Here is a 26,870-nt window from a genome sequence, read left to right on the forward strand (position 1 = left end):
TTTTACATTTTAATTTAAAAAATGAAACTCTCTAATAATCAAATTGATACTATCCAAAATTTTTTTTCAAAGCAACCTGTTTTGAAAGCATATCTTTTTGGATCTTATGTTCGTGGTGAAGAAACCGAAAATAGCGACATTGATTTATTGGTAGAATTAGATTACTCCCAACCTATTGGTTTGGAGTTTATTCAGATGCAAATTGACCTTCAAAAATTGCTTTCTAAAAAAGTAGATTTAGTTTCTGCTAGAGGTCTTTCTAAATATTTAAAACCTATTTTAGATAAAGAAAAACAACTAATTTATGCACGATAGATTAGGAAATAAAGTGCGATTGCTTCACATTATTGATGCAATAAATGAAATTGAAACTTACATTGAAAACACTGATTTAGATGCTTTTGTAAAAAATTCAATGATGTTTAATGCTACTTTACGTCAATTAGAAATTATTGGGGAAGCGAGTAATCGATTGACAGAAGATTTGTTGCAAAAGAATTCTGATATTCCATGGGCAAGAATTATTAGACTACGAAATTTGGTAATACATGAATATTTTGGAATTGATGATTTTACAATTTGGAACGTTATCAAAATCAATTTACCTGCTTTAAAAACTAAAATAGAACAACTTGTTTTAGAGCTTGATTAACTGTTCAAACTCGCTTTAAACATTCGTAATTCTTCCCAAGAAAAGGTATCGCCAAGTTGTTCTTTCATTGGACTTAATGATTCTTCTTTATAGCCATAAAATGCCTTGGTTAATGCTTCTATTTTATCTTCGGGCATAATATCATTAATGCTAACGGCCTTATCTTGAATTAGTTTTGTAAAGTGCGACAAAATCGTCCCAACAGTTAATTTTCGTAAATTGGCTATTTCTTCTATAGAATTTTTATCAACCCAATATTCGTAAGTTATCTGAATAGTCGATTTTTTAGGAGTCTTTTCAGTATTCTTTTTCTTAGGTTCGTAATAACTTACATCTTCTTTATCGGCAATTAAATTCTGGTTATTTCGCTTGAAATCTTCAACTACTCGTTCTATTTTATTGGCTTTGTAATTGGTAATTTCTGGAGAATTAAGGCTTTCCTTGCTAATTGTTTTTTGATGGATAATGGCTTCGGTCATTCGTTTGGCTTTCATCAATCGTAAGATTGCCTTAGTTTGCAATTCTTCTAAAACCAACAATTCATCATAAAATTGTTTTACTTGTTTGACCCTTTTTATTTCTTCAATTTTATATAAAATTTCATATTCTAATTTATCTAATTTATCATAAAAATAGCCATAAGCCGCTTGAATTCTGTCGTTTATAAAGGCGTAATCAATAGTTTCTGTAGCGAATAATTTATTAAGTTGCGCCATGAATTTACTTGCGGGGTCTAGAAGCAATTCACAAAATTCCATTTGCTGTGTTGCCCATTTGCCGTGTTTGGATTTAATCGATTTATCGCTATCCAAATAACTAAATTTATGATTGCGCCATTCTTGCGCAAGATCCACCCAATGGAAACTGTTTTTTAAATAACTGTGGATAAACTCTTTGGTTTCATTTTTTAATTCCAATTCCAATGTTTCGGTAGATGCTTTATTGGAAGCATAATCCATAACATCATCATCGTTAGAAATACCATTCATTCGCAACGGAGTAAGTAAAACAAGCCCATTTAACGAACGTAAACGCGATAAAGCTACATAGGCTTGACCAGGAGCAAAAACTTGCGATACATCGAGCGCTGCTTTGTCAAACGTTAATCCCTGACTTTTATGAACGGTAATAGCCCACGCCAATTTTATTGGATAGTGCACAAAGGATCCCAAAACCTCTTCTTCAATTTCTTTGGTGTTTTCATTTACAAAATACCGAATGTTTTGCCATTCGTAGCGTTCTACTTCTATAGATTTGTTTTCTTCTGGAAAATGAATCCATATTTCCTCTGTGGAAATAGATTTCACAAAACCCATCTTACCGTTGAAATAATTTTTTTCGGGAGACAAATCGTTTTTAATAAACATAATTTGTGCCCCAATTTTTAATTCTAGAGTTTCCTCTAAAGGATATATTTTTTCAGGGAAATCTCCCGTTACTTTTGCTTGGTATCGAGTAGCACTTCCGTTTAAATCATTAATAGACTGCAAATTAATAGTATCTGCTTTGGCATTATGCGTGGTCAAAGTGATATAGCCTTTATTGGCTTTTAAATCAAAATTCGGCTGTACATATTGGTTTAGAAAACTAATGTTTTCCGAAGTTATTTTATTGTTTCTTAAGTTATTAAGCAATTCAATAAACGTTTCATCCGACTGCCGAAAAATCTTAGATAATTCAATATAAAGCGGTGGATTTTGCTGAATTACATGCGAATGAAAGAAGAATTTTCCTTTGTAATATTGTCGTAAAGTGCGCCATTCTTCGTCGCGAATTACGGGAGGAAGTTGTAATAAATCTCCAATAAAAAGTACCTGAACTCCACCAAAAGGAGTTCTTTTTTTGCGAACACTTTGCAGCATAAAATCAATAGCATCCATTAAATCCGAACGCAACATACTGACTTCGTCAATGATAAGTAATTCCATGTTTTGAATCACTTGACGCTTTAAAGCACTCATTCTAAAATGACGTCGAAGCGTATCTTTACTTTCAAATTTTAAAGAATCGGAGAAATGTGCCTCCACATTATTGGCAGGAATAAATCCGCCAAAAGGCAATTGAAACATCGAATGAATGGTAACTCCGCCAGCATTTAAAGCCGCAATTCCCGTTGGAGCAACTACAACCGTATTTTTATGGGTGGATCTAATTATTTCCTTAAGAAGCGTGGTTTTTCCTGTACCGGCCTTACCTGTAAGGAAAAGCGATTTGTTAGTTTGGTTAATAAATTGCAAAACATAATTTGCTTCAGCAGATATTGCTTCCATAAGTTAGCGTAATTGATTAAATCAAAAATAAAATATTGAAATTAAATTACAAATAAAAATCCAAACTCCAAAACGTTTGTTTTAGAATTTGGATTTTTTTTAAATTAAATTTAAAACTATTTTTTTGCTGCTGTTTTCTCTTCTTTTTTAGCTTCCAATTTGTATTTATCGTTAACTATTTTTATGAGATCTTTGGTGATGTCGTATTGGTCCTTGGCAAACAGAACAGTTACTGCTTCTCCTGTTCCAAAAACATAATCAAATCCTTTGTCTTTTCCGTAATCCTTGAAAATCTTTTTATATTTTACTACTACAGAATCCATTTCAACACCATGTTGCCCTTGAATTTGTTGTGCCAATCCTTGTTGTGTATATTGCAATTGTTGTTCTCTTTGTTGCAATTCACCGTATTTTTGCTGTGCCCAAGCTTGACCGTTTTTTTGTGCATTGGCTTGGAAAGCATTTTTTTCCGCTTCTAATTTATCCACTTCTACTTTCAATCTTGCGCCTTTTTCTTCTGCGATTGCTTCGTATTTAGCTTTTATATCTTTAGCTTCGGTAGATTCTTCTAATAATTTATTAGTATCTACATAAGCTGTTTTAAAATCTTTTGCTTCTGTTGTTTTGTTACAAGAAACAATTGCAACCAACATTGCAATACCTACTAAAACTTTTTTCATTCTATTTTGTATTTAATTTTTCTATTTGCCAAAAGTATAAAAATTTAATCTGAAAAGATAAAAAGTTATAAAAATGACTCGATTTTACTTGTATAAGGGTTTACTATTGTTAATCTATTCAATATAATCATTCTCTATTAAAATCTGCTTTATATAAATCGATTTAAGAAAGCTTCTCTTTTTAGCTATATATATTTATGTTTTTGTGGTTTGAAGACTTAAAAAGATATTTATTTTACTTTTTAGAGTTTTTTAGAACATAAATATGGGAAGAATATTCTAAATTTTGACTTCCTTTCCAATTGGACTTACATCCGACGAAAAAAGCCTTGATAAAATTCATTTTTCCGGTTTTATATTTTTCGGATAATAAACTAACATAAAAACTATCAAATTTCATTGGAAGCACTTCTTTCAATTCTAAATTTTCTTTAGCAAATAATTTCTTTATTGCTGTTTTAGAAAAATGCCATAAGTGAATTGGAATATCATAAGCTGCCCAAAATTTTCCATAATATTCTGCATCGTACGATTTAAAATTAGGAACGGCAATGATTACAGTTCCTGTTGGTTTTATTAATCGTTTTAATTCTTTAATTTGATTTTCTAAATCTGGAACGTGTTCTAGAACATGCCACATGGTGATTACATCAAAAGAATTACTCTCTAATTCGGATAAACTTTCTACAAAAGAAACGCCTTTGTTTTTAGCAATTGCTTTGGCCTTATCACTTGGTTCGATTCCGATAGTTTCCCAACCGTCATTTTTGGCAACAGTTAAAAAATCTCCTACTCCTGCTCCAATATCTAAAATCCTCCCTTTGGCAGATTGTGAATTGATAAGTTTTAATTTATTTTTCAATGCAATAGTTTTGACAAACTGGTACATTTTTTCAAATACCGATTTGTTTCCATCGGTATGCGAAATATAGTCCACGCTTTCATAATAACCTGGAAGTTTTTCTAAAGACGGTTGTGGATGTGTAATCAACATATCCAATTCTTCGTCGTGCAATAACTCGAAAGTTTCTTGGGAAACAGAATAATCTTTTACGTTTAAAAAATGTTTGGTGTTGGAAAAATTCATTAAAATATCTTTATTAATAGGTGTTGGCAAAGCTTGTTTCACGTGGAACAAATTAATATTAGATTTTAAATATTAGATATCTAATATTTAAAATCTAATATTTTTATCTACCCATGTGGATTAATAATACGGAAATATCGCTTGGTGAAACTCCGCTTATTCTAGATGCTTGTGAAATAGTTATTGGTTGAATCTTGGTTAACTTTTGTTTTGCCTCTATTGACATCGATTTGATTTGATTGTAATCAAAATCAGCCGGAATCTTCATGTCTTCTAAGCGGGTTAATTTATCTGCATTACTTCGTTCTTTTTCAATATAACCCGAATATTTAACTTGAATTTCTGCTTGTTCTAGAATCTCTCTATCTAAATTGTTTTCGGCAACATAAGCAGCAACTTTTTCGAATTTTAAGAAATCTTCTAAATCAATTTGTGGGCGAGAAAACACTTTAAACATTTTATCTGCTTGTACAATTGGAGCACTTCCTTTTTCTTCAAGTATAGGATTGGTCTCAGCAACGGTTAAACTAGTTTCTTTAAAAAAGGAAACCATAGCATCACTAGCAGCAAATTTCTGCTCCATTCTGCGCATTCTTTTCTCAGATACTAAACCTAATTCAAAAGCTTTTGGTGTTAATCTAGAGTCAGCATTATCTTGTCTTAGCAGCGTTCTGTATTCTGCTCGAGAAGTAAACATACGGTAAGGCTCTTCTGTGCCTTTAGTGATTAAATCGTCGATTAAAACGCCAATATACGCTTCGTCTCGTTTCAAAATCATTGGCTCTCTTTCTTGAACTTTCAAGGCGGCATTAATTCCAGCCATTAAACCTTGGGATGCTGCTTCTTCATAACCTGTTGTGCCGTTAATTTGACCAGCAAAATACAACCCATCCACTAATTTAGTTTCTAAGGTGTGTTTCAATTGCGTTGGTGGGAAATAATCGTATTCAATTGCATAACCGGGACGGAAGAATTTTACGTTTTCAAAACCAACTACTGAACGTAGCGCTTTAAATTGAATATCTTCTGGCAAGGAAGTGGAAAAACCATTTACATAAACCTCGCAGGTATTCCATCCCTCTGGTTCTATAAATAATTGGTGTCTTTCTTTGTCAGCAAAGCGGTTTATTTTATCTTCTATAGAAGGGCAATATCGAGGTCCAAGTGATTTAATTCTGCCATTAAACATGGGGGATCTATCGAATCCTTCTCGTAATATATCGTGAACATCCAAAGAAGTATAGGTCATATGACACAACCTTTGATGAACTAATGGTTTGGTTTCATCGGAATACGAAAACTTATCCGGGCGCACATCACCAGCTTCTTCATTCATTTTAGAATAATCTAAAGAACGACCATCTACCCTTGGTGGTGTTCCTGTTTTCATTCGTCCTGCTTCGAAACCTACTTTGATCAAATCTTCAGTAATTCCGTAAGCAGCGCTTTCGCCTGCGCGACCTCCACCGAATTGTTTATCGCCAATATGAATAAGGCCGTTAAGGAAAGTTCCATTAGTTAGAACAACGGACTTGGCTTTAATTTCAATTCCAAGTGAAGTTCTAATTCCTTCTACTTTACCGTTATTGATTATTAAACCAGAAACCATTTCTTGATAGAAATCTAGGTTAGGGGTTCGCTCTAACATTAAACGCCATTCTTCAGAAAAACGCATTCTATCCGACTGAACTCTTGGCGACCACATAGCAGGACCTTTGGACTTATTAAGCATCTTGAATTGAATAGCAGTTTTATCGGAAACAATTCCCGAATACCCGCCAAGCGCATCAATTTCTCGAACGATTTGACCTTTAGCAATTCCGCCCATTGCAGGATTGCAGGACATTTGCGCTATGTTTTGCAAACTCATTGTAACCAATAAAGTTTGCGAACCTAAATTGGCTGCCGCAGCCGCCGCTTCGCAACCTGCGTGTCCTGCTCCTACTACAATTACATCGTATGTGTTAAACATTTATTTTAATTTCGTTTATAGTTTAGGGATTCGGGAAGCCGAAAACTCAACTTTAATTTAGTGTTCCACGTGGAACATTTACAAAAATTCAATACAGCTAACTTAATAGCCCTGACCGAATGGAAATCCTTGCCTTTTTGGCAAGATTGAAATGAGGGCAGGAATTACCATTACTGATAATACCCAAACCATTCGCTCCTAAAAAAATTAATGTTCCACGTGAAACATTTTGATTTTTTCATCTTCCTTGCTGCGCATTAACTGCTCGTCAGCTTCTGATTTATCTTTATATCCGCAATAATGCAACACACCATGAACAAGAACTCTTTGCAGCTCCTCTTCAAAAGTTACTTTAAAATCGGCTGCGTTCTCTAAAACACGTTCAGTTGATATAAAAATATCTCCATGTAGCTCATTTCCAATAGAATAATCAAAGGAAATGATGTCCGTTAAGGTATCGTGATCTAAATATTGTTCGTTTAAATTAAGTAAATACTCATCGTCACAAAAAATGTAGTTAATTTCGCCTTCTTTCTTGTTTTCGGACAAAATAACGTGGGAGATCCAAGTTACTATTTGATCTTCGTTAGGTAATTCAAACTCGTTTTCGTAATTAAAACTAATCATTTATTTAAAATATTCTTGAACCTTTTGGTTAAAATTGGAGCGCAAAGGTAAGGTTTGTCTATTTAAAATCTCTACGCTATTTAAATATTCTTGTAAGCGCACAGGCAAAGCGTTGGAACTATTAGAGAATTCCTTTTTGGAGGTTTCCGACTGGCGTTTCTTTTCCTCTCCTTGTTGTTGGACTGCTTTTTCTAATTTAAGCATTTCATATTTTACATTTAAAATCTTTTGTAAAATATCATTATTAAACCCTTTGTTTAATAATTGCTTTTCAATTTGCTTCATTTGCTCCAAGGCATTTTGGCCTTGTCCGCCGATGCCTTGTTTGTTTAATTCGTTTTGTAAAGCTTCACGAAGTTGCTGCTGTTCTTTATAAATTTCCATGATGGCTTTAGCATCTCCTTCTCCATCTTGTCCATTTTCTCCTTCAGAATTTCCTTGACCAGAACCTCCAGAACCAGATTTTCCATCCTTACCTTGTTTTCCTTTGCCGTCTTTACCGCCTTCTTTTTGACCGTCTTTTCCATCTTTCCCGTCTTTTCCATCACCAGGTTTTTCCCCAGGTTTATCTCCCGGCTTGCTACCAGGTTTACTTCCAGGCTTCATACCATCTTTCATTTTATCGCCAAGTTCTCCTTGTTTTTTTATGATGTCTGGTAATTGCGAATCTCCTCCGGAACCTTTACCTGGCGAAGGTTTTCCTTTTCCTTTTCCGGACCCAGACATTTGCATGGACATTTGCATATTAAATAAAATGGAGGCTAACATATCAGCCAATTTATTAGAAGCGCTAGTTGCAAACTGCTGGTGGGAAACGCCTTTGGAAACATCGGCATCCGCCAAGGATTCAATTGCTTTATCAACGTTATACTGAACATTTCCTATTTCGGCAGTTACACCTTCGGACATCTTTGGATTACGAAGAGAAAGCGCAAATAAACTATCGTCTACATGTTTGAATTCCTGTTTTAAATCTTGTTGGATTTTGAGGTTTTTATTAAAAGAAGGAGACCCTCTTTTCAAACCTTTGAATTGTCCCATCACCGATTCTTGAGAAAAGGAATAGGCTAAAAGGTTATCTAAAATTTGTCGCAACATAGCAACATCTTCTTCCATTTGTTCCTGCTCTCCTGACTGCATTTCCGATTGCATGTCTTGACTCATTTGCTTCATTTTCTTAGAAGCACTTTTTTGTTTTGGTTTGGCTCCCGCTTTAGAAGCTTTTTTAAGTTCGTCGGATGCTTTCTTCAAATCCTCGTCAATACTTTTTTCTTTTGGAGCAGAATCAGGAAGTTCCACTGGAGTTTTTAATTCCTTATTGTCTTTATCCAATTCTTTTAATTCTTCTTGAATTTTATCGAATTCTTTATTTATTTCTTCTTGCTTTTCGGTAGAATTTTCCTTTTCGTTTTCCGATAATTTATCTTGTTTTTCTGAGAGCTTATCTAACTTATCGGCAATTTGTTCGGCTTTCTTTTCAACATAATATTTCTTAGTAAGTTCCACCAACTGTTGCAAACTTTTAGTTTGGTTTTTGCTTTGCTGTTTCAGTTTATCCATTTTGTCAAACAACTCTTCTTTCTGTAATTTTTCGTTAAGCTTTTGCAGTTCATCTAAAAGTTTTTTATTCTTTTCGATGTCCTTATCTACTTTATCCAAACGGTCTTTCAAAAGTTCTTTCACTTCGTCTTTCTTTTCCGTTTTAATTTTATCCAAATTCTCCTTCATTTTCTCAGCAAAATTTTTCATCAACTCATCTTGCTGCTTCTGTTTGTTTAAAAAGTCGTTGACTTTTTGTTGTTCTTTAAATTCAAGATTGTCTTTCTCTTTACCCATTTTTTGCAACTTCTCCATCTCGTTCAATTGCTTGTCTTGGGTTTTAAGCGATTTTTCTAACGAATTTATATTGTCATTTTGTTGCTGTAAAACCTGATCTTCTTTTTCAGATTCAGTAGCAATTCTGTTAGAGAACGTAGAAGATTTTGTGCTCTTAAAATTATGAAGTGCATCGTTATCAAAAATTTCAAAATAGTATTCATATGAAACGCCTTCTTCTACTGGAAGGTTACTTGGAAAAGCAAATACAAATTGATCGTAAACATCTCGCTTAACGGCAATAGTTGCGCGCTTGGCATTAGCCAATTTATCCTTAGGATAATAAACTATTTGCAATTTAGAGAGCCCATAATCATCTGAAACTTGCCCTAAAAGATAATTTTTTTCAATTTTAAGGCTATCTGGAGCATTACCCACTGCAATAGTTGGAAATTGATCTTTTACTACTGAGATTTGATAATTTAACTTCTCGTAATTTTGTATCTTAGCATTAGAAGTAACTATTTGATAATCGGTATTTTGAACTATATTTTTAGTCAATAAAAATTGATTGTCTTGTTTAACAAAAGGATATTTGGCACTAGCATCAAGCCATTCTACCTTTTGAGTTGCAAAAGTATTCATGCGCCAAGTTACTCGAGTGCCTTCTGGAAGGACAGCGTTACCGGTTCCTTTGATTACTTCCGCTTTTTTATTTAAATATGCGGGAAAATTCAAGACCATTTCGAAATTAGCTATTGAAGGAACAGTAACCACATTCAATTGGTAATCTTTAGAAGAAACATTATTGGCCTCAATATGAAACTCTAAATTTTCTTTGGGTTTCGGAATCACAAATTGAAATTCGCCAGCCTTAGAAGTTTCCATGAAATAACTTTCTTCACCAATAAAAATCATGGCATTTTCTGGAACAACCTTGCCAACGGTTTTTACTTTTAAAAGAAAATCTTGGTTTTGTTCCGTTTGTAAATTTTTATTTGAAACTTGAAATTCAAATGGTGCAGGTGGTAAAAATTGCTCTTTGTAATGCACCACACGATTCAAACTTTGTGAAATAAGATTGCTGTTTCCTGATAAATAAAAGAACATCAAAAACAATATTGGGATGATCGCCAAGGGCAAAAACTTTTTATTGCTTCCAAAATTAATTGCATTGCCAAAAGGAATCGGCTGCAAGGTATTTGCTTTTTGATCAATGGAAGCCAAAAGCAATTCCGATCGGTTGGTGTCTTGTGCTAGTTGTAAAAAATTAGTGAGCTTATCGCCTACTTCGCTAAAATGGTTTCCGATAATTTTGGAAGCCTCGTCATAATTGATCCCTTTTTGAAGTTTGAACAACTTAAAAAGTGGAAACAAAATAAACCGCAACAGCAAGAAAAGTTCTACGAAAATGAAGGTCCAGAACAAAATAGTTCTTGCTTTTGGCTTTAACCAAAGAAAATATTCTACAAAAAGCGTGAAAAGAAAATACAACAAACCAATTCCAACGAAGAAAATGGTTCCACGTAATAATTCGTTGGTGTAAAACTTCTTAATAAACTGTTCGAGTTTACTATAAATTAGATTCTGATTTTCCAAAATTGTTAATACATTGTTTATAACCGATAAAAGTAATAATTTCTGGTTAGAATAAAAGTTAATTCTTTATTAAAGACAGAAAAAGGTTGTTGTATCCTAATCTGTTTCAGATTTTTTGTATTTTTACCCTATCAATCTTAATCCAAAAATGGAAAAATTACTTGATTTACTTTCCAAGTTCAATGCTATTTCAATACCGCTTTCGTTGGAAGAAGAGCAACAAATGCTCTATGAATATGTATTTACCACAAATAAATTGGAAGGAAATCAGTTGACCTTGATTCAAACCACCGAACTTTTTAAAAGTGATACCCTTTCGGGAAACAACATTAGAACCTCGGATATCTTAGAACAAAAAGGGATGTATAAAGCATTGAAAAGAATGCTTTTGGCAATTAAAAACAACGAAGAATTATCCAATAATTTGCTTTTAGAATTGAATTGGTTGTGCATTGGAAGCCTTTGGAATGAAGATTATTATCTGGATGCTAAAGAAAAAGGTCAAGAAAAAGGAACGTTCAAGATAAGTCCAAATGTGATTTCAATTAAGAAAAACGCTATTGAAATTGAAAAAATAACGCCCTTGAGTACTCCTGAAAATGTTCTTGAAAACATGACGGCACTTGTGGAACAAATCAATTCGAGTACTAAAAACATATTGGATAAAGCCGTATTTATAGCCCAAGAAATTTGGCTGCACCAGCCCTTTGTTGATGGAAATAAAAGAACGGGGAGGTTGCTGATTAACTTTCTATTGATGAAAGAAGGCTTCCCATTGTTTTCCTACAACAATAAAAAATGGAATTATAATAGTCTGTTGGTGGAACAATATTATGATCAAAAACCAGATTTGATTAAAAATTATATTGTTGAAACGTTAACTGCCAAACTAGAAGCTGCAATAGAATTGAATTCAAAAATAAAGAAAAACGGAAACGGATTTCGATTGTTGTTGTAAAATCGAATGTTTTTAGAATTTGGAATTTCTTCTTTTGTAATTTGAAACCGTATCTTTGCATCAAATTTTACTACAATGTCAAAACAAGTTCGTGTGCGTTTTGCACCAAGTCCAACTGGACCTTTACATATTGGTGGTGTTAGAACTGCCCTATTCAATTATTTATTTGCTAAAAAAAATAATGGCGTTTTCTATTTAAGGATTGAAGATACCGATCAAAATCGTTTTGTACCTGGTGCCGAAGCCTATATTATGGAAGCCTTGGAATGGTTGGGTATTGCGCCAAGCGAAACCGTTGACAAAAACGAAAAATTTGGACCTTACCGTCAATCGGAACGAAAAGAAATTTACAAACAATATGCCGACCAATTGATTCATTCGGGTTGGGCATATTATGCTTTTGATACTGCCGAAGCTTTGGATGCGCATAGAAAACAGCACGAAGCCGAAGGAAAAACCTTCATTTACAACTGGCACAATCGAGAAAAATTGGATACTTCATTAGTAATTTCTAAAGAAGCAACCGATAAACGAATTGCCGCTGGCGAAGATTATGTCATCCGATTTAAGACTCCGGTTAATGAAACCTTGCATTTGCACGACATCATTCGTGGCGATATAAAATTTGAAACAAATTTGTTAGACGATAAGGTTTTATTCAAGTCGGATGGCATGCCAACCTATCATTTGGCGAATATTGTAGACGATCATTTAATGGAAACTTCGCATGTAATTCGTGGCGAAGAATGGTTGCCATCGATGCCGTTGCACAGTTTGTTATACAAAGCATTTAATTGGGAAGCGCCAGAATTCGCTCATTTACCTTTGATTTTAAAACCTATCGGAAACGGAAAATTATCCAAACGCGATGGTGATAAAATGGGGTTTCCAGTCTTTCCTTTGGAATGGAAAGATGCTTCCAGCATGACAATTTCGTCAGGTTATAGAGAAAAAGGGTTTTTCCCAGAAGCCGTAGTGAATTTCTTAGCTTTATTGGGATGGAATGACGGAACCGAACAAGAGATATTTACCTTGGAAGAATTGTGTGAAAAATTTGATTTGAATCGAGTGCATAAAGCAGGAGCAAAATTTGATCCAGAAAAAAATAAATGGTTCAACCACAATTATTTACAAGAACAAAGCGATGAAAGTCTGACAAAAGCCTTCGCTCCTATTTTGATTGAAAAAGAAATTTCGACGCAACTCGATGTTAAAAAAATAGTTTCCTTAATAAAAGAACGTGCCAACTTTGTTTCTGAATTTTGGGAATTATCCGATTATTTCTTTGTTGCTCCAACATCGTATGATGAAAAGGCTGCTAAAAATTGGAAAGAAGAAACGCCTAATTTAATGCAGCAATTAATTTCGGTATTAGAAAATATTGGAGATTTCACTTCGATAACTATTGAAACAATCGTTAAAGATTGGATGACCAAAAACGAAATTGGGATGGGAAAAGTAATGCAACCTTTTCGATTAAGTTTGGTTGGAGCGCTAAAGGGTCCTCACCTATTTGATATTATTGAAGTCATTGGAAAAGACGAAACCATAAAAAGATTGGAAAAAGCGATTACTAGTTTATAGCAAAAGGAATATCTGTAAATTAATATTGTAACTTTTATAGATAACTAACGTATAATCTATACTAATACTTAATTAAATTATATGGGACCTTTTCTTATTTTTTTATTAGTCTTCGGACTTATTATTCTATTCTCTTCTTTCTTTACTGTTAAACAACAAACTGCTGTAGTTATAGAACGATTCGGCAAATTTACAAGTATCCGAAATTCTGGTTTACAGCTTAAAATTCCAATTATTGACCGAATTGCAGGTAGAGTAAATTTAAGAATTCAACAACTGGATGTGTTAATTGAAACCAAAACTAAGGATAACGTGTTTATCAAAATGAAAGTTTCTGTTCAATTTAAAGTAATTCAAGACAAGGTTTATGAAGCTTTTTACAAATTAGAATATCCTCATGATCAAATTACGGCTTATGTGTTTGACGTAGTTCGTGCTGAAGTTCCAAAATTGATTTTGGACGACGTTTTTGTGAGAAAAGACGATATTGCAATTGCTGTAAAACGTGAGTTGAATGAAGCCATGACCACTTATGGATATGATATTATCAATACGTTAGTTACTGATATTGATCCAGATATTCAAGTTAAAAATGCGATGAATAGAATTAATGCCGCCGATAGAGAAAAAACGGCAGCTGAATTCGAATCAGAAGCTCAAAGAATTAGAATTGTAGCTAAAGCTAAAGCGGAGGCTGAAAGTAAAAAACTGCAAGGTCAAGGTATTGCAGATCAAAGAAGAGAAATTGCCCGCGGATTAGTAGAAAGTGTAGAAGTTTTAAATTCGGTTGGAATTAACTCGCAAGAAGCATCAGCATTGATTGTAGTAACACAACACTATGATACTTTACAGGCAATTGGTGCTGACACAAATTCTAATTTAATATTGCTACCAAATTCACCACAAGCCGGAAGTGATATGTTGAACAATATGGTAGCAAGTTTTTCTGCGAGTAACCAAATTGGGGAAACAATGAAGAATCAACCAAAAAGAGCAAAGAAAAAAAACGACCATACTGCAGCAGATTACAATCCATCGGATACTTCTAATCCAACAGAAGAAATATAAATTTATATATTAAGACAAAAAAAAGAGGCCTAATTGCCTCTTTTTCTGTTTATATACCAATTGACAACATACGGAATGGCTATCTTTAAAATAGTGCCATAAGTGCCCGAAAAGACCTTTTGATAAATCGTTCCAAGAAAAGAAATTGATCTTGACGGAAAAATACTTTCTTTCGTTTTATCAATACTCAAAAGCGTCTTTTGATAATAAATTTCACGTTCCAATTTCAGAATTTCTAAATCTTCTTCAATTTGTTGATAGGATGAATATTTTTTGGTTTCCATAATTAGTCGTTAAAAAATATTTCGGAGAATTTTTCTAATATTGGACCTTCCACAATTTTATCTTTTACTAAAAATAAAAGGAATGCCAACACTACATAAATTCCTGCAACAATTAAAAAGCCCAAAGCGTAACTGTCCAACAAATTGCCAATTGCCAAGGAACCGGCAACGGAAACAAAAAGCAAAACAATCATCAAACAAATAGAAATCAAGAAAAACTTAAGCATCAAAGTAGTTGACTTCATCGCTACCTTAAAACCCCAAAGTTTATAGTAAGCAATACTGCTTTCTATATAGGCCTTGGTATTTTCCTGAACGGCTTGGGTATTTTCTTTTAGTTCTTCAAATGCCATTATTTCTGTAATTTGGCGTTTTCTCTTTTAAGTTCAGCTAATTTTTCTTCCAAAAAAGAAATTGCTTCTTCGGCTTTATAGCTAGTATCCGAAAGTAAATTTTCAACTGTTTCTTTCAAATCGTCTTTAGTTCTAGAAAATTTTTCTTTGGTGTCTTCTTCCAAAGTTTCCCATTTGTCACGCGCTTGATTTTTGAAGTCATCCAAGCCGTCTTTAATTTTTTTTCTAGTTTTAGATCCTTTATCGGGTGCAAATAAAATTCCCAACCCTGCTCCTATTGCAGCTCCTGCCAAAAGGGCAATTACACTGCTACTTGTTTTACTTGACATAACTTTATTATTTTTAATTATACTAAAATTACAAAATTAAATAACATCGTGCTGTTAATATGTCGTTAAAGAAATAATACTTATTTGGAAGCTAATTAATCAGCCAAAACAACAAAGAGGTAAACAAAGTGGTCGAAATAAAGAAAGTGGATTAAACGCCATTTATGAAGGTCGATTTTAATTGTAATTATCTATAGAAAACGAATGCTCATAGGTTTTTCTAATAATAAGAAAAACCCACTGTCAAGTGAGTTTTTGATATAAAAAATCTATTTGAATAAAATTTAGATTGTTTTCAATAATTCTAAAACTTTTTCATTTTTTTCAGAATTTTTTAATTCAGAAAGTTGAACTTGAAAATTATTTAAATTCACCGAATCTTCTTTTAAATTTTCCAAAACTAAAATCCGAACCGAAACCAATTGACTTTTTAAAGACATGGTGTACAATTTAGTTAAAGGTTCCATTTCAATATCTTTAGCAGCAACTTTATCAGAATACTTTAAAATCAAATTTGCAAACAATAAAGCGTTGTTGTCGTTCTTGATATTCTTAACAGTTGTGTTGATGATTAAACTATAATTATCAATACTTTTAATATTATCTACAATTGGTTTTAGGATGATTTCGGCGGCAGTTTCGTCTTTTTCTTTTACATATTTATTGATTTCCTTTAGGGTATTCATCAATAAATTTTCTTCTTTTTTGCCTTTTTCTTCCCAAGCATCTTTTAGTCCAACGGTTTTGTTAAATACTAATTTAGAAGCTGTGGTGTCTTTATCAACATTAAAATAACCCAATCGTTGGAACTGAAATTTATCATTAGATTTTACGTCGGCAAGGCTTGGTTCTACAAATCCTTTCACTATTTCTAACGAAGTAGTATTCATAAAATCTAAGAAGTTTTTCTCTTTGTGCGAATCGGGTGCTTCGTCAATAAACAATCGATCATAAAGTCGAACTTCTGCTTCAATTGCGTGCGAAATAGAAACCCAATGCAAGGTTCCAGCCACTTTTCTTTGACTAGCTTCACTTCCACTTCCGGAACGCGAATCTTCATCATAAGTGACTTGAATTTCGGTGATAACGCCATTGGCATCTTTAGTAACGGATTCCCCTTTAATGATGTATCCATTTTTAAGACGTACTTCGTTTCCGATACTTAATCTGAAAAATTTAGCAGGTGCCACTTCAAGAAAGTCTTCTCTTTCAATATATAATTCGCGAGAAAACGGTACTTTTCTAAAACCTGCAGCTTCATCTTCTTGGTTATTTTCGGCTTCCAACCACTCTTCTTTTCCTTCCGGATAATTGGTAATTACCAACTTCACAGGATCTAAGACAGCCATAACTCTTGGAGCCGTTTTGTTTAAATCTTCTCGTAAACAAAACTCCAAAAGCGAAACATCAATTACGTTTTCTCGTTTAGCAACTCCTATCGTTTCACAGAAATTACGAATCGATTTAGCCGTATAACCACGACGACGCAAACCAGAAATAGTTGGCATTCTTGGGTCATCCCAACCGTTTACAATATTTTCTTGAACCAATTGTAATAATTTTCGTTTGCTCATAACGGTGTAATTCAAGTTCAAACGAGCAAATTCGTATTGGTTTGGACGCACTTTCGTGTCATCAGAAATTTGATCTAAAAACCAATTGTATAATTCGCGGTGCATTACAAATTCTAAGGTGCAAATAGAGTGCGAAATTTGTTCTATATAATCACTTTCGCCGTGTGCGTAATCATACATTGGGTAGATTTTCCAATCGTTTCCTGTACGATGATGATGACGGTGCAAAACCCGATACATTAACGGATCGCGCAGCAACATATTCTTAGAAGTCATGTCAATTTTAGCTCTCAAAACGTGGCTTCCTTCTGGAAAATCACCGTTTTTCATAGCTTCAAATAAAGTCAAATTCTCTTCAATAGAACGATTTCTATAAGGGCCATCCACTCCTGGTTGGGTTGGTGTTCCTTTTTGAGCCGCCATATCTTCCGAAGATTGACTATCCACATAGGCTTTACCATTTTTAATCAGCAACACAGCCCAGTCGTACAACTGTTGGAAATAATCAGAAGCATAACGTTCTTCGGCCCAGTTGAAGCCTAACCAAAGTAAATCTTCTTTAATAGCATCTACATATTCTTGCTCTTCTTTGGCAGGATTGGTATCATCAAAACGCAAATTTACTGGTGCGTTGTAACGTAATCCTAGTCCGAAATTCAAACAAATAGATTTGGCATGACCAATATGCAAATAACCATTGGGCTCAGGCGGAAAACGAAAGCGCAATTTATCTTGTTGAAAACCGCTTGCTAAACTGTCTTCTATGATTTGTTCTATAAAATTTAAAGACTTTTCTTCTGTTGGCATTTTGAATTAATTAGATTACAAAGATAAAGAAAGAGATTAGAAAATAAATATTTAAAAAATATGTTTCCAAAAGCATTAAAAATATTTTGTATTTTTGTATAAATATATATGACCATGAGACAATTAACTGTAACAATTCCTGATGAGTTTTATGATTCCTTTATTGAGTTTTTTAAGCATATTCCAGATGTGTCGATTAAGGAAAAGGAAAAAAACGAAGTACCTTTATGGCAACAGGAAATCGTTTTAGAAAGATTAAAAAATTCAAAACCAGAAGATTATATTGACGCTGGAATTGCCTTAAAAAATTTGAAGGTAAAATATGGAGTTTAATGTTACTATTCTAAAACGTGCCGATTTAGAAATAGAAGAGGCCTATTTGTATTATGAAAGTATTCAAAACGGTTTAGGAGAAAGATTTATTACTGAATATGAAAATCATTTAAATACATTATACAACGTTCCTTTTTTTGAACAAAAATATGACGTTATTAGAATATTACCATTAAAAAAGTTTCCCTATTCAATTCATTTTACGGTTGATGAAATTAACAAAATAGTTAATATTCAAGCCGTAATTTGTAATTATCAAAATCCATTAGTAACAAGAATAAAAATATAATTATGGGAACGATTAAATTACAAAATATAAGAACTTTTTCCTTTCACGGATGCTTGGAAGAAGAGGGAAAAATTGGATCAGACTACAGAGTAGATCTAGAAATTAAAACCGATTTACGTAAATCTTCACTATCAGACGATATAAAAGATACGGTAGATTATGTGCTTTTAAATCAGATTGTGGTGGACGAAATGGACATTCGATCTAAATTATTGGAACATGTTGCCAACAGAATCATTGTTAGAATCTTTAAAGAAATACCATCGGTTTCCCGAATTATACTTTCGGTTTCTAAACTAAATCCTCCTATTGGTGGTGATGTTGAAGCGGTTACTATTGAAATGGAAGAATATAGAACCTAAAAATTTTAATTTTTAAAATTCCAAATTCCAACTTTAAAAAGTATATTTTTCTAAATGGAATTTGGAATTTGCATTTTGGAATTTTTATATTATATTTGCAATCCAATAAATAATTGGCGTCGTGGCCGAGCGGCTAGGCTGGGCTCTGCAAAAGCTCCTACTCCGGTTCGAATCCGGACGATGCCTCTGAAAAGAGTTACAGAAATGTAGCTCTTTTTTTGTTTCAAATTTTTAGAAAAAATTAATTAAAGTTATGTTCGAATCTGGACGATGCCTCTGAAACCTTCAAGGAAACTTTAGGGTTTTTATATTGTAAATTTTTAGTAAAAATTAATTAAAGTAAGGTTCGAATCCGGACGATGCCTCTTCTTAAAATCCTCTCAATCGAGAGGATTTTTTTATTTTAAATTTTTAGAAAAAATTAATTAAAGTTATCTTCGAATCCGGACGATGCCTCTTCTTAAAATCCTCTCAATCGAGAGGATTTTTTTATTTTAAATTTTTAGAAAAAATTAATTAAAGTTATGTTCGAATCCGGACGATGCCTATTAAAACTTCAAGGAAGCTTGTGGGTTTTTTGTTTCAAATTTTTAGAAAAAATTAATTAAAGTTAGGTTCAAATCACAAAGAATATTCGCAAAGTTGTCATTCCGTAGGAATCTCATCTTAATGTTACTAATATTAAAATAAAGAATAAGTAAAGAGAAAAGTTTATCTGTTGTTTTCTATATCCTCAGCGGCTTTAGTAACTATCTGTTTGTCTTTAGGTAACAAACCTTGTGAGAGAATAAAAACTCCCGAAATTATCAAAACAATACTTATGAATTTTTTAATAAGGAGAATATTTTTAGGGTTTAATTTAGTTCGTAATTGTTTGGCAGCTATAATTTTAAAAATATCAGTAATAAAATAAGTAATAACCATGGTAGCTAAAAAAGTAGACATTCGAGTTGGATCTAATTTTAATCTTGGACCTATTGTAATTAAAATTAATAACCAATATCCAAGAACGCCAACATTGATAAAATTTAAGAAAAACCCTTTAATAAATAAGGAAAAATAATTATTTTTAGCTAATTCTGTTGGATCTTCTTCGTCAATATTTTTCTCGGCTTTTTTATTTTTTATTAGCGAAATTATACCGTAAGTGAGCATTACTAATCCTCCGAAAATAAATAATGCTGGATCATCTTTAATGCTTTGAATTAATCTATAACTACTAAAATAAGCAATTAATATAAAGATAATATCTGCAAGAACTACTCCTAAATCAAATACAATTGCCGCTTTAAAACCTTTAACAACACTAGTTTCCAGTAATACAAAGAAAACTGGACCAATCATAAAACTTAAAATAATACCTGGGATAATAGCAGCAGCAATATCTTGTAACATACTTATTTTTTAACGTAAATTATTCTGCAAATTAGCATTTATTAATTAGAAATTAAAATAAAATCTAATTTGCTTCTTTAATTGTTCCGCCTGCAACTATCTTTTGGTTGATTTGTTTTGGCTTTCCGTAAATAATAATATCTCCTCCAGCACGTACCTTAGCCTCCACTAAATCGGTAGCATAAACATCCGATTCTCCACCCGCGTTAACCGTAATAACCGATTGATTAGTAACTAGTTTTTGGGCTTCATAAATCCCACCTGAATTCACTAAAACCTCTTGATTTTTAGCGGTTCCTGAAAGGTTAATTGTAGATCCATTAGCAACTCTTACAGTTAATCTATCTACTTGAAGTTTTATTTTTATTTGAGAACCTTCTTTGGCTTTTATATCAAATGAAGTAGCTGTAAATGTTGCTTCACTTGCTATTCTAGAACCTTCATTGGCTTCAACAGCATCAATTTTTTTATAATAAACCGTTGCCGAAACATTATCACCGTCTAACAATCTAGTTAGAGGCATTCTGATTTTTAATTCGCCATTTTTGTTAACTAACTCAACTTCTTCAGAACCACTTCCAGTCAGTAGAACCTTATTCTCTTTTCCAGGAATTAAGGTAACATCTATTTGGTCAAAAGCGGTTACTTTATTAAAATCGCCAACATTTTTCTCGGTTTGAGAAAAGGCTATAGAACTGATTAATAATAAACTATAAACTATTTTTTTCATCTTAAATTATTTTAAATTATTTAATCATTCCACCCCAAATAAAATTTTGGAAGGAAACATTGTTTTTCCCAAGTACAAAACCTTTTTTAATATTTACATTTTTAGCAAGGTTCATCATTTTTCTATAATCAATTTCTTGCGCAGTTTCTTTTACTTCAAAAGCAATTTCTTTGTTTATAATAAAATCAATTTCTTGACCTGTTTTTAATTGATAATAACTCACTTCTCCAAAATGATGTAATTGATTAAAAATGGCATTTTCAAACTTAGAACCACTACTTAATTCTGCAAATTGTGATGCAATTCCATTATCAAGAAAATATACTTTTCTTGCTTTAACTATTTCTCTATCTGCATTTAATGAATATACCGGGATGGTTTTAATAAAATACGTGTTTTCTAATAAATAAATATAATTTTCAACAGTTGGGCGAGATAAATTTACCGTATTTGCTATCTTGGATATGTCTAATTTAGATCCTATTCTAGTTGCTAAAAGTTTGATAATATGTCGTAATTCTGGAATCTTCTTAATATCCGCAATTTGAATTAAATCAATATTAATATAAGAACTTAAAATATCTTGTAATAAATCTTTTTTTTCTGAAATATCATTTGTTACTACTACTTCTGGAAATCCACCAAAAGAGCAATAATCTTCATAATGTTTTTGAAGCTCTTCAGTAACAGATAGAGTGTTTTCTAATAATAGTAGATTTTCAGTCGATTTATAGTTATATTTTTTAAAAGTTAAATAATCGCCAAAATCTAAAGGGAAAATTTCAAAAATTCTCTTTCGTCCGGCCATTGATTCTTGAAACTTATTTTTAATATAATAAGAACTTGAACCGGTTACAATAAATTTAATATCATAATGATCGTATAAATATTTAATTACACTCGGAATATTTAATAATAATTGAATTTCATCAATACAAATCATTACTTTTCTTGAAAAATCTATTCCTTCTTCGCTTAATCTTGTTATAATTAAGTCGTAATTTCTTATATCAAATCGGTCTCTATCTTCTAGTTTTTCTAAATCAAAAAAAAGTTTTTGTTCAATATTTGACGCTTCCATTAGTTGTTTTACTAATGTGGTTTTCCCTGTTCGTCGCATTCCAGTTAGAACTGTAACTTGTTTCTTTGATAAATGTTTTTCTAAATCACTGAATATCTTTCTTTTAAAATTCATTATTATCTAATTTAATATTACAAAAGTAATAAAAAATAATAGTATACTTTACAAATAGTATTACTATTTGCTAAGTTAGCTTTACAAATAGTAACACTATTTGCTAACCATATAATAAAATAATGTTTTTCTTATTCGTTTTTTCTTAAAAAAGAAAAATCCAATTGTTTTTTAACTAAGTCCGCATTCTTTACTTTAACGTAAACTTCGTCGCCTAATTGTAATAATTGTTTAGAAATTTCTCCAACTAAAGCATATTGTTTTTCATCAAAAGTGTAATAATCGTCTTTAATTTCACGGATTCTACACATTCCTTCGCATTTATTTTCTACAATTTCAACATAAATTCCCCATTCGGTAACACCTGAAATAACACCAAGGAATTCTTGATCTTTATGATCTTGCATGTATTTAATTTGCATGTACTTGATAGAATCGCGTTCGGCATTGGTTGCTAAACTTTCCATATTGGAGGAATGCACACATTTTTCTTCATAAACTTCGGCATCGGCGCTTTTTCCTTCATCCAAATAGTATTGCAGTAAACGATGTACCATAACATCCGGATAACGTCTAATTGGCGAGGTAAAATGGCTGTAGTAATCAAAAGCCAAACCATAGTGACCAATATTTTCTGTCGAATATTTGGCTTTACTCATGGTTCTAATGGCTAACGTATCAATAAGATTTTGCTCTTTCTTTCCGTTAACGTCTGACATTAATTGGTTTAACGATTTAGAAATATCTTTTTTATCGCGTAAATCGATTTTATATCCAAATTTAGAAATCAAAGCCTGCATAGCAAATAACTTATCTTCGTTTGGCTCATCGTGAATTCTATAAATGAAGGTTTTCTTTTGTTTTCCGATGTATTCTGCAACTTTTCTATTGGCTAAAAGCATGAATTCTTCTATCAAATGATTGGCATCTTTAGAAACTTTAAAGTAAACACCTTCCGGTTCGCCGTTTTCATCTAAATTGAATTTAACTTCTACTTTATCAAACGATATTGCGCCATTATTCATTCTATTTCTTCGAAGAATTTTTGCTAATTCATCTAGTTTTAAAGTCGCTTCGGTGATCTCATCAGAAGCTTTATATTCTTTTCCTGTCAATGAAATTTCTGCTGGAATTGTAGAAGATTTTGTTTCAATAATAACTTGTGCTTCTTCATACGAAAAACGTTGATCGGAATTAATTACCGTTCTACCGAACCATTGGTTTATAACAGTTGCTTTATGATCTATTTCGAAAATAGAAGAAAAGGTATATTTTTCTTCATTCGGACGAAGCGAACAAGCAAAATTAGACAAAACTTCGGGCAACATTGGCACCACTCGATCTACTAAATAAACCGAAGTTCCTCTGTTGTAGGCTTCATCATCCAGGATAGTTCCTTCTTGTAAATAATGCGAAACATCAGCAATATGAATTCCAATTTCGTAATTTCCATTTTCTAATTTTTTAAACGATAAAGCATCATCAAAATCTTTAGCATCTTTTGGATCTATAGTATACGTCAAGGTATCGCGCATATCGCGACGTTTAGCAATTTCTTCTGGATGAATAGCAGTATCTATTTTTTGTGCAAAAACTTCTACTTCCACAGGGAAATCATAAGGTAAACCATATTCGGCTAAAATTGCATGAATTTCGGTATCGTGTTCCCCTGGTTTTCCTAAAACTTTTAGTACAGTTCCAAAAGGAGAATCGGCTTTTTTAGGCCAATCTTCAATTTTTACAACCACCACATCGCCTTGTTCTGCTCCGTTGTATTTATCTTTCGAAATAAAAATATCGGTATACATTTTAGCATTAGCAGTAGATACAAAAGCAAAATTCTTTTGAATATCAATAACGCCAACGAATTCGGTTTTAGCTCTTTCTAAAATTTCTATAACTTCCCCTTCTGGCTTTTTTCCTTTACGACGGTTATAAACATAAACTCTAACTTTATCTTTATCTAACGCATGGTTTAAATTATTGGTAGGAATAAAAACATCGGTTTCAAATTCAGGGCAGATGAAATAGGCAGTTCTTCTAGAAGTCATGTCAATCGTTCCTTCGTAGTAATCTTGACTTACTGCTTTCACTAAATAATTTCCAGGATCTATTTCAATAATAACTTTTTGAGCAGCAAGAATTTTTAAATCTTTAATGATTTCGTTTCTGCTTTTAGTATCGGTCAATTCAAGAACAGCACATATTTGTTTGTAATTGAAGGGTTTATTTGCGTTTTGTGATAGTATTTTTAATATCTTTTCAGAGAATGTTTTCTCTTTACTTCCAAATTTTTTCGGTATTTTACTCATAATCTTTTTCTTAATAAGGTTTAAAATTACGAAGAAGTATTAAGATTAAAGAATTAAGTATTAAGATTTATCGAAAATATAACTTTTATAAAAGTTAACAAGGTATAGAATTAGTAAAGTTTAGTTTAAATTTGAATTAAATTTTAAAAACTAAATTAACCAAAATGGTAGAATTCGAAACTATTGCAATCTTTAATTTTCCACATGAAATACTGGTTCTTAAATCTATTTTAGATAATGAAGGAATTCCGTATTTATTTCAAAATGAAAATTTAGTTTCAGTGAATCCATTGGCAAGTTACGCTTTTGGCGGAATTCAATTAAAAGTACATCCCAAAGATTTTGAAATAGTTCAAGAAATTTTAAATGACTTGAATACTAATTTAGAAATTGTATAGAATACCATTTTGTCATTCCGTAGGAATCTGTTCTTTTTAGTCTCTAATAAATTTGAAAGTTTTCAACATCTATTAAAAACAACAAAAAGAAATTTTAAATTTAAATTAATTTATGATGGTTATTATAGCATGTTAATTAGTACAATAACTTTAATTTAATTTTCTTTATTTTATGGTTATACTTTTTTATACCTATTTATTAACATAGTTTTAAGAAGATAAAGCATTCATTTTGAACTAAATTTTAAAAGTAATAAACAGTTGTTAACAAGTGAAAAATTATAGTTTTTGTAAATAACTTTAGTTGTTTATTTCTGTTGAAAAAGTACTTTTTATTATGGATAACTTTTATAAAAAAACACCAAACTAAATTAGATTTTCTCAATCCTATTTTGGATTACAAATTTTACCAATACAAGCACTAAAAACTTCTTATTTTCTTTCCTAAGTTATCAACAAAAGTTATTAATTTAAAGTTAACTGAATATCAACGAATTGTAAACCGCTATTAACAATTTAAAAAATTAACATTTGAATTAAATAATATGTAATGATTACCAGTTACTTAAATAGATTTCTCAGTAATCTAAAAACCTTATTACAAGTAAATCAAGTAGTTATATTTTTACCAAATTGAAATCGATTTACTAATAAGAATTGCTAAATTTGTATTTGTTATTTAATAAATATGTTAGAAGATAATAAACCCAATTTAGAGTATAAAATTTGGATAAACGAACTAAAAAATCAAGTTCGTTCGGTTCAAATAAAAGCTGCGATTTCAGTTAATTCTGCACTAATAGAATTTTATTGGGAATTAGGTAAAATGATTTCTGAAAAGCAAGAATTTTATAATTGGGGAGATAAATTAATTGACAAAATTTCATTAGATTTAAAAGAGGAATTTCCTGAAATAAAAGGTTTTTCCATTAGAAATTTAAAATACATTCGAAATTTTCATTCTTTTTATAATAATTCTATAATTAGGCAACAGCTTGTTGCCCAAATTCCTTGGGGACATAACATATTGATTTTCAGTAAATCAAAAGACATTAAGGAAGCTCATTTTTATATTCAACAAACTATTGAAAACAATTGGAGTAGAGATATTTTAGCACTTCAAATAAAAACAAACTTGTTTGAAAGAAAAGGAAAAGCTATTACTAATTTCAAAAATACATTACCCGAACCTTTTTCTGATTTAGCAGAACAAACTTTAAAAGATCCATATATTTTTGACTTTTTAACAATAGCAACAAGGGCTAAAGAAAAAGATATTGAAAATCAGTTAATTCAACATTTAAAGAAATTTTTATTAGAATTAGGAAAAGGTTTTGCTTTTGTAGCACAACAATATCGTTTTGCTATTGCAGAAAACGATTATTCTATTGATTTACTTTTTTATCACATAAGATTAAAATGTTACATGGTTATTGAATTAAAAAACACCAAGTTTATACCAGAATATGCTGGCAAAATAAATTTTTATTTATCTGCCATTGATACTTTATTAAAAACAAACGAAGATAAACCTACTATTGGATTATTGTTGTGCAGAGATAAGGATAACATTGAAGCAGAATTTGCCTTACGAGATTTAAATAAACCAATTGGAATTAGTGAATTTCAATTAACAGAAATTCTACCAGAGGAATTTAAAAGCAGTTTACCAACAATTGAAGAAATAGAAAACGAATTAAAAAATAAAAACGAATGAAAATCTCCATCGGAAACGACCACGCAGGACCAGATTATAAAAAAGCAATTGTTGCCTTTTTAACCTCTAAAGGACATGAAGTTATTAACTACGGAACCGATACAGAAGATAGTGTAGATTATCCCGATTTTGGGCATCCGGTTGCTACCGATGTAGCATCTGGAAAAGCCGATTTAGGAATTGTAATTTGTGGTTCTGGAAACGGAATAGCTATGACAGCCAACAAACACCAAGGAATTCGTGCGGCACTTTGTTGGACCAAAGAAATTTCGGCGCTAGCGCGCCAGCATAATAATGCAAACGTGGTAAGTATTCCGGCGCGATTTACTTCAATACCGCAAGCAATAGAAATTGTAGATACTTTTTTAAACACCAATTTTGAAGGAGGAAGACATGCAACAAGGGTAGATAAAATAAGTCGTTCTTAATTTATTTGGATTAAACATGCGATGTTAATTGACTGAATTTACATTAATTTAG

Annotated in this window: 25 protein-coding genes and 1 tRNA gene; 12 read left to right on the plus strand and 14 right to left on the minus strand. The window is 31.9% G+C overall.

What is annotated here, in order from left to right; genetic code table 11:
- The first annotated feature begins 21 nt into the window (after window positions 1–21).
- Both ACIQ2J_RS00985 and ACIQ2J_RS00990 read left to right on the plus strand, forming a co-directional pair.
- Window positions 22–315: a nucleotidyltransferase family protein gene (locus ACIQ2J_RS00985; RefSeq protein ID WP_396165602.1), complete on the plus strand. Its 294-nt coding sequence runs from the start codon at window positions 22–24 to the stop codon at window positions 313–315.
- A complete protein-coding gene (locus ACIQ2J_RS00990) occupies window positions 305–652 on the plus strand; it encodes a DUF86 domain-containing protein (protein ID WP_396165604.1) in 348 nt (115 codons plus the stop codon). Before ACIQ2J_RS00985 ends, ACIQ2J_RS00990 begins: the two co-directional genes overlap by 11 nt.
- Here the strand turns inward: ACIQ2J_RS00990 and ACIQ2J_RS00995 are convergent.
- From ACIQ2J_RS00995 to ACIQ2J_RS01020, 6 genes are all read right to left on the minus strand, one after another.
- Window positions 649–2,922: a helix-turn-helix domain-containing protein gene (locus ACIQ2J_RS00995; protein WP_396165608.1), complete on the minus strand. Its 2,274-nt coding sequence runs from the start codon at window positions 2,920–2,922 to the stop codon at window positions 649–651. The genes ACIQ2J_RS00990 and ACIQ2J_RS00995 overlap by 4 nt on opposite strands.
- 116 nt (window positions 2,923–3,038) lie before the next feature.
- Entirely contained in the window at window positions 3,039–3,602 is a 564-nt protein-coding gene (locus tag ACIQ2J_RS01000) for an OmpH family outer membrane protein (protein ID WP_396165611.1), read from the minus strand.
- A gap of 235 nt (window positions 3,603–3,837) precedes the next feature.
- Window positions 3,838–4,689, minus strand: coding sequence for a class I SAM-dependent methyltransferase (locus tag ACIQ2J_RS01005; protein ID WP_396165613.1), 852 nt, complete (start codon window positions 4,687–4,689; stop codon window positions 3,838–3,840).
- Window positions 4,690–4,792: 103 nt separating this feature from the next.
- Window positions 4,793–6,661, minus strand: a complete 1,869-nt coding sequence (gene mnmG / locus ACIQ2J_RS01010; RefSeq protein ID WP_396165615.1) for a tRNA uridine-5-carboxymethylaminomethyl(34) synthesis enzyme MnmG — start codon at window positions 6,659–6,661, stop codon at window positions 4,793–4,795.
- 207 nt (window positions 6,662–6,868) lie between these two features.
- Window positions 6,869–7,288 (minus strand): rRNA maturation RNase YbeY, encoded by a 420-nt coding sequence (gene ybeY / locus ACIQ2J_RS01015; protein WP_396165617.1) that lies wholly within the window; start codon window positions 7,286–7,288, stop codon window positions 6,869–6,871.
- On the minus strand, window positions 7,289–10,702 hold the full coding sequence (locus tag ACIQ2J_RS01020; protein ID WP_396165620.1) for a hypothetical protein: 3,414 nt from the start codon (window positions 10,700–10,702) through the stop codon (window positions 7,289–7,291).
- 148 nt (window positions 10,703–10,850) lie between these two features.
- Between ACIQ2J_RS01020 and ACIQ2J_RS01025 the strand changes: the two genes are divergently transcribed.
- The 3 genes from ACIQ2J_RS01025 to ACIQ2J_RS01035 all read left to right on the plus strand — a co-directional run bounded on the left by ACIQ2J_RS01025 (window position 10,851) and on the right by ACIQ2J_RS01035 (window position 14,312).
- Window positions 10,851–11,660 carry a Fic family protein gene (locus ACIQ2J_RS01025; RefSeq protein WP_396165621.1) on the plus strand — a complete coding sequence of 270 codons (810 nt, stop codon included), beginning with the start codon at window positions 10,851–10,853 and terminating at the stop codon, window positions 11,658–11,660.
- 75 nt (window positions 11,661–11,735) lie between these two features.
- Complete coding sequence (gene gltX / locus ACIQ2J_RS01030) at window positions 11,736–13,244, plus strand: glutamate--tRNA ligase (protein ID WP_396165624.1); 1,509 nt, start codon at window positions 11,736–11,738, stop codon at window positions 13,242–13,244.
- Between the two features lie 81 nt (window positions 13,245–13,325).
- The gene (locus ACIQ2J_RS01035; RefSeq protein ID WP_396165626.1) at window positions 13,326–14,312 is read left to right on the plus strand and encodes an SPFH domain-containing protein; all 987 of its coding nucleotides are present in this window, start codon (window positions 13,326–13,328) and stop codon (window positions 14,310–14,312) included.
- Window positions 14,313–14,341: 29 nt separating this feature from the next.
- On the opposite strand, the gene ACIQ2J_RS01040 is transcribed toward ACIQ2J_RS01035, so the two are convergent.
- The 4 genes from ACIQ2J_RS01040 to ACIQ2J_RS01055 form a co-directional block, all read right to left on the minus strand.
- Window positions 14,342–14,596 (minus strand): DUF6327 family protein, encoded by a 255-nt coding sequence (locus ACIQ2J_RS01040; RefSeq protein WP_396165628.1) that lies wholly within the window; start codon window positions 14,594–14,596, stop codon window positions 14,342–14,344.
- 2 nt (window positions 14,597–14,598) lie between these two features.
- A complete protein-coding gene (locus tag ACIQ2J_RS01045) occupies window positions 14,599–14,949 on the minus strand; it encodes a competence protein (RefSeq protein ID WP_396165630.1) in 351 nt (116 codons plus the stop codon).
- Entirely contained in the window at window positions 14,949–15,278 is a 330-nt protein-coding gene (locus ACIQ2J_RS01050) for a YtxH domain-containing protein (protein WP_396165632.1), read from the minus strand. The genes ACIQ2J_RS01045 and ACIQ2J_RS01050 overlap by 1 nt, the downstream gene beginning before the upstream one ends.
- 284 nt (window positions 15,279–15,562) lie before the next feature.
- The gene (locus tag ACIQ2J_RS01055) at window positions 15,563–17,659 is read right to left on the minus strand and encodes a glutamine--tRNA ligase/YqeY domain fusion protein (protein WP_396165635.1); all 2,097 of its coding nucleotides are present in this window, start codon (window positions 17,657–17,659) and stop codon (window positions 15,563–15,565) included.
- Between the two features lie 114 nt (window positions 17,660–17,773).
- On the opposite strand from ACIQ2J_RS01055, the gene ACIQ2J_RS01060 reads away from it, so the two are divergent.
- From ACIQ2J_RS01060 to ACIQ2J_RS01075, 4 genes are all read left to right on the plus strand, one after another.
- Window positions 17,774–17,992, plus strand: a complete 219-nt coding sequence (locus tag ACIQ2J_RS01060) for a hypothetical protein (protein ID WP_396165637.1) — start codon at window positions 17,774–17,776, stop codon at window positions 17,990–17,992.
- Window positions 17,982–18,281, plus strand: coding sequence for a hypothetical protein (locus ACIQ2J_RS01065; RefSeq protein ID WP_396165639.1), 300 nt, complete (start codon window positions 17,982–17,984; stop codon window positions 18,279–18,281). The genes ACIQ2J_RS01060 and ACIQ2J_RS01065 overlap by 11 nt, the downstream gene beginning before the upstream one ends.
- Before the next feature lie 2 nt (window positions 18,282–18,283).
- Entirely contained in the window at window positions 18,284–18,643 is a 360-nt protein-coding gene (gene folB, locus ACIQ2J_RS01070) for a dihydroneopterin aldolase (RefSeq protein WP_396165641.1), read from the plus strand.
- A gap of 115 nt (window positions 18,644–18,758) precedes the next feature.
- Window positions 18,759–18,829 (plus strand) — tRNA-Cys (locus ACIQ2J_RS01075).
- 525 nt (window positions 18,830–19,354) lie between these two features.
- On the opposite strand, the gene ACIQ2J_RS01080 is transcribed toward ACIQ2J_RS01075, so the two are convergent.
- The 4 genes from ACIQ2J_RS01080 to rnr all read right to left on the minus strand — a co-directional run bounded on the left by ACIQ2J_RS01080 (window position 19,355) and on the right by rnr (window position 24,275).
- Window positions 19,355–20,038: a LysE family translocator gene (locus ACIQ2J_RS01080; protein ID WP_396165645.1), complete on the minus strand. Its 684-nt coding sequence runs from the start codon at window positions 20,036–20,038 to the stop codon at window positions 19,355–19,357.
- A 64-nt stretch (window positions 20,039–20,102) separates the two neighbouring features.
- Window positions 20,103–20,768 carry a head GIN domain-containing protein gene (locus ACIQ2J_RS01085; protein WP_396165647.1) on the minus strand — a complete coding sequence of 222 codons (666 nt, stop codon included), beginning with the start codon at window positions 20,766–20,768 and terminating at the stop codon, window positions 20,103–20,105.
- 16 nt (window positions 20,769–20,784) lie between these two features.
- A complete protein-coding gene (locus tag ACIQ2J_RS01090) occupies window positions 20,785–21,963 on the minus strand; it encodes an ATP-binding protein (protein ID WP_396165650.1) in 1,179 nt (392 codons plus the stop codon).
- Window positions 21,964–22,094: 131 nt separating this feature from the next.
- Complete coding sequence (gene rnr / locus ACIQ2J_RS01095; protein WP_396165652.1) at window positions 22,095–24,275, minus strand: ribonuclease R; 2,181 nt, start codon at window positions 24,273–24,275, stop codon at window positions 22,095–22,097.
- Window positions 24,276–24,439: 164 nt separating this feature from the next.
- On the opposite strand from rnr, the gene ACIQ2J_RS01100 reads away from it, so the two are divergent.
- From ACIQ2J_RS01100 to rpiB, 3 genes are all read left to right on the plus strand, one after another.
- A complete protein-coding gene (locus ACIQ2J_RS01100; protein ID WP_396165655.1) occupies window positions 24,440–24,673 on the plus strand; it encodes a DUF2007 domain-containing protein in 234 nt (77 codons plus the stop codon).
- A gap of 688 nt (window positions 24,674–25,361) precedes the next feature.
- Window positions 25,362–26,390 carry a YhcG family protein gene (locus ACIQ2J_RS01105; RefSeq protein WP_396165658.1) on the plus strand — a complete coding sequence of 343 codons (1,029 nt, stop codon included), beginning with the start codon at window positions 25,362–25,364 and terminating at the stop codon, window positions 26,388–26,390.
- The gene (rpiB, locus tag ACIQ2J_RS01110; protein WP_396165661.1) at window positions 26,387–26,818 is read left to right on the plus strand and encodes a ribose 5-phosphate isomerase B; all 432 of its coding nucleotides are present in this window, start codon (window positions 26,387–26,389) and stop codon (window positions 26,816–26,818) included. Before ACIQ2J_RS01105 ends, rpiB begins: the two co-directional genes overlap by 4 nt.
- The last annotated feature ends 52 nt before the right edge of the window (window positions 26,819–26,870 follow it).

The sequence above is a fragment of the Flavobacterium sp. genome, from assembly GCF_044357305.1.
Taxonomy (GTDB): Bacteria; Bacteroidota; Bacteroidia; order Flavobacteriales; family Flavobacteriaceae; genus Flavobacterium.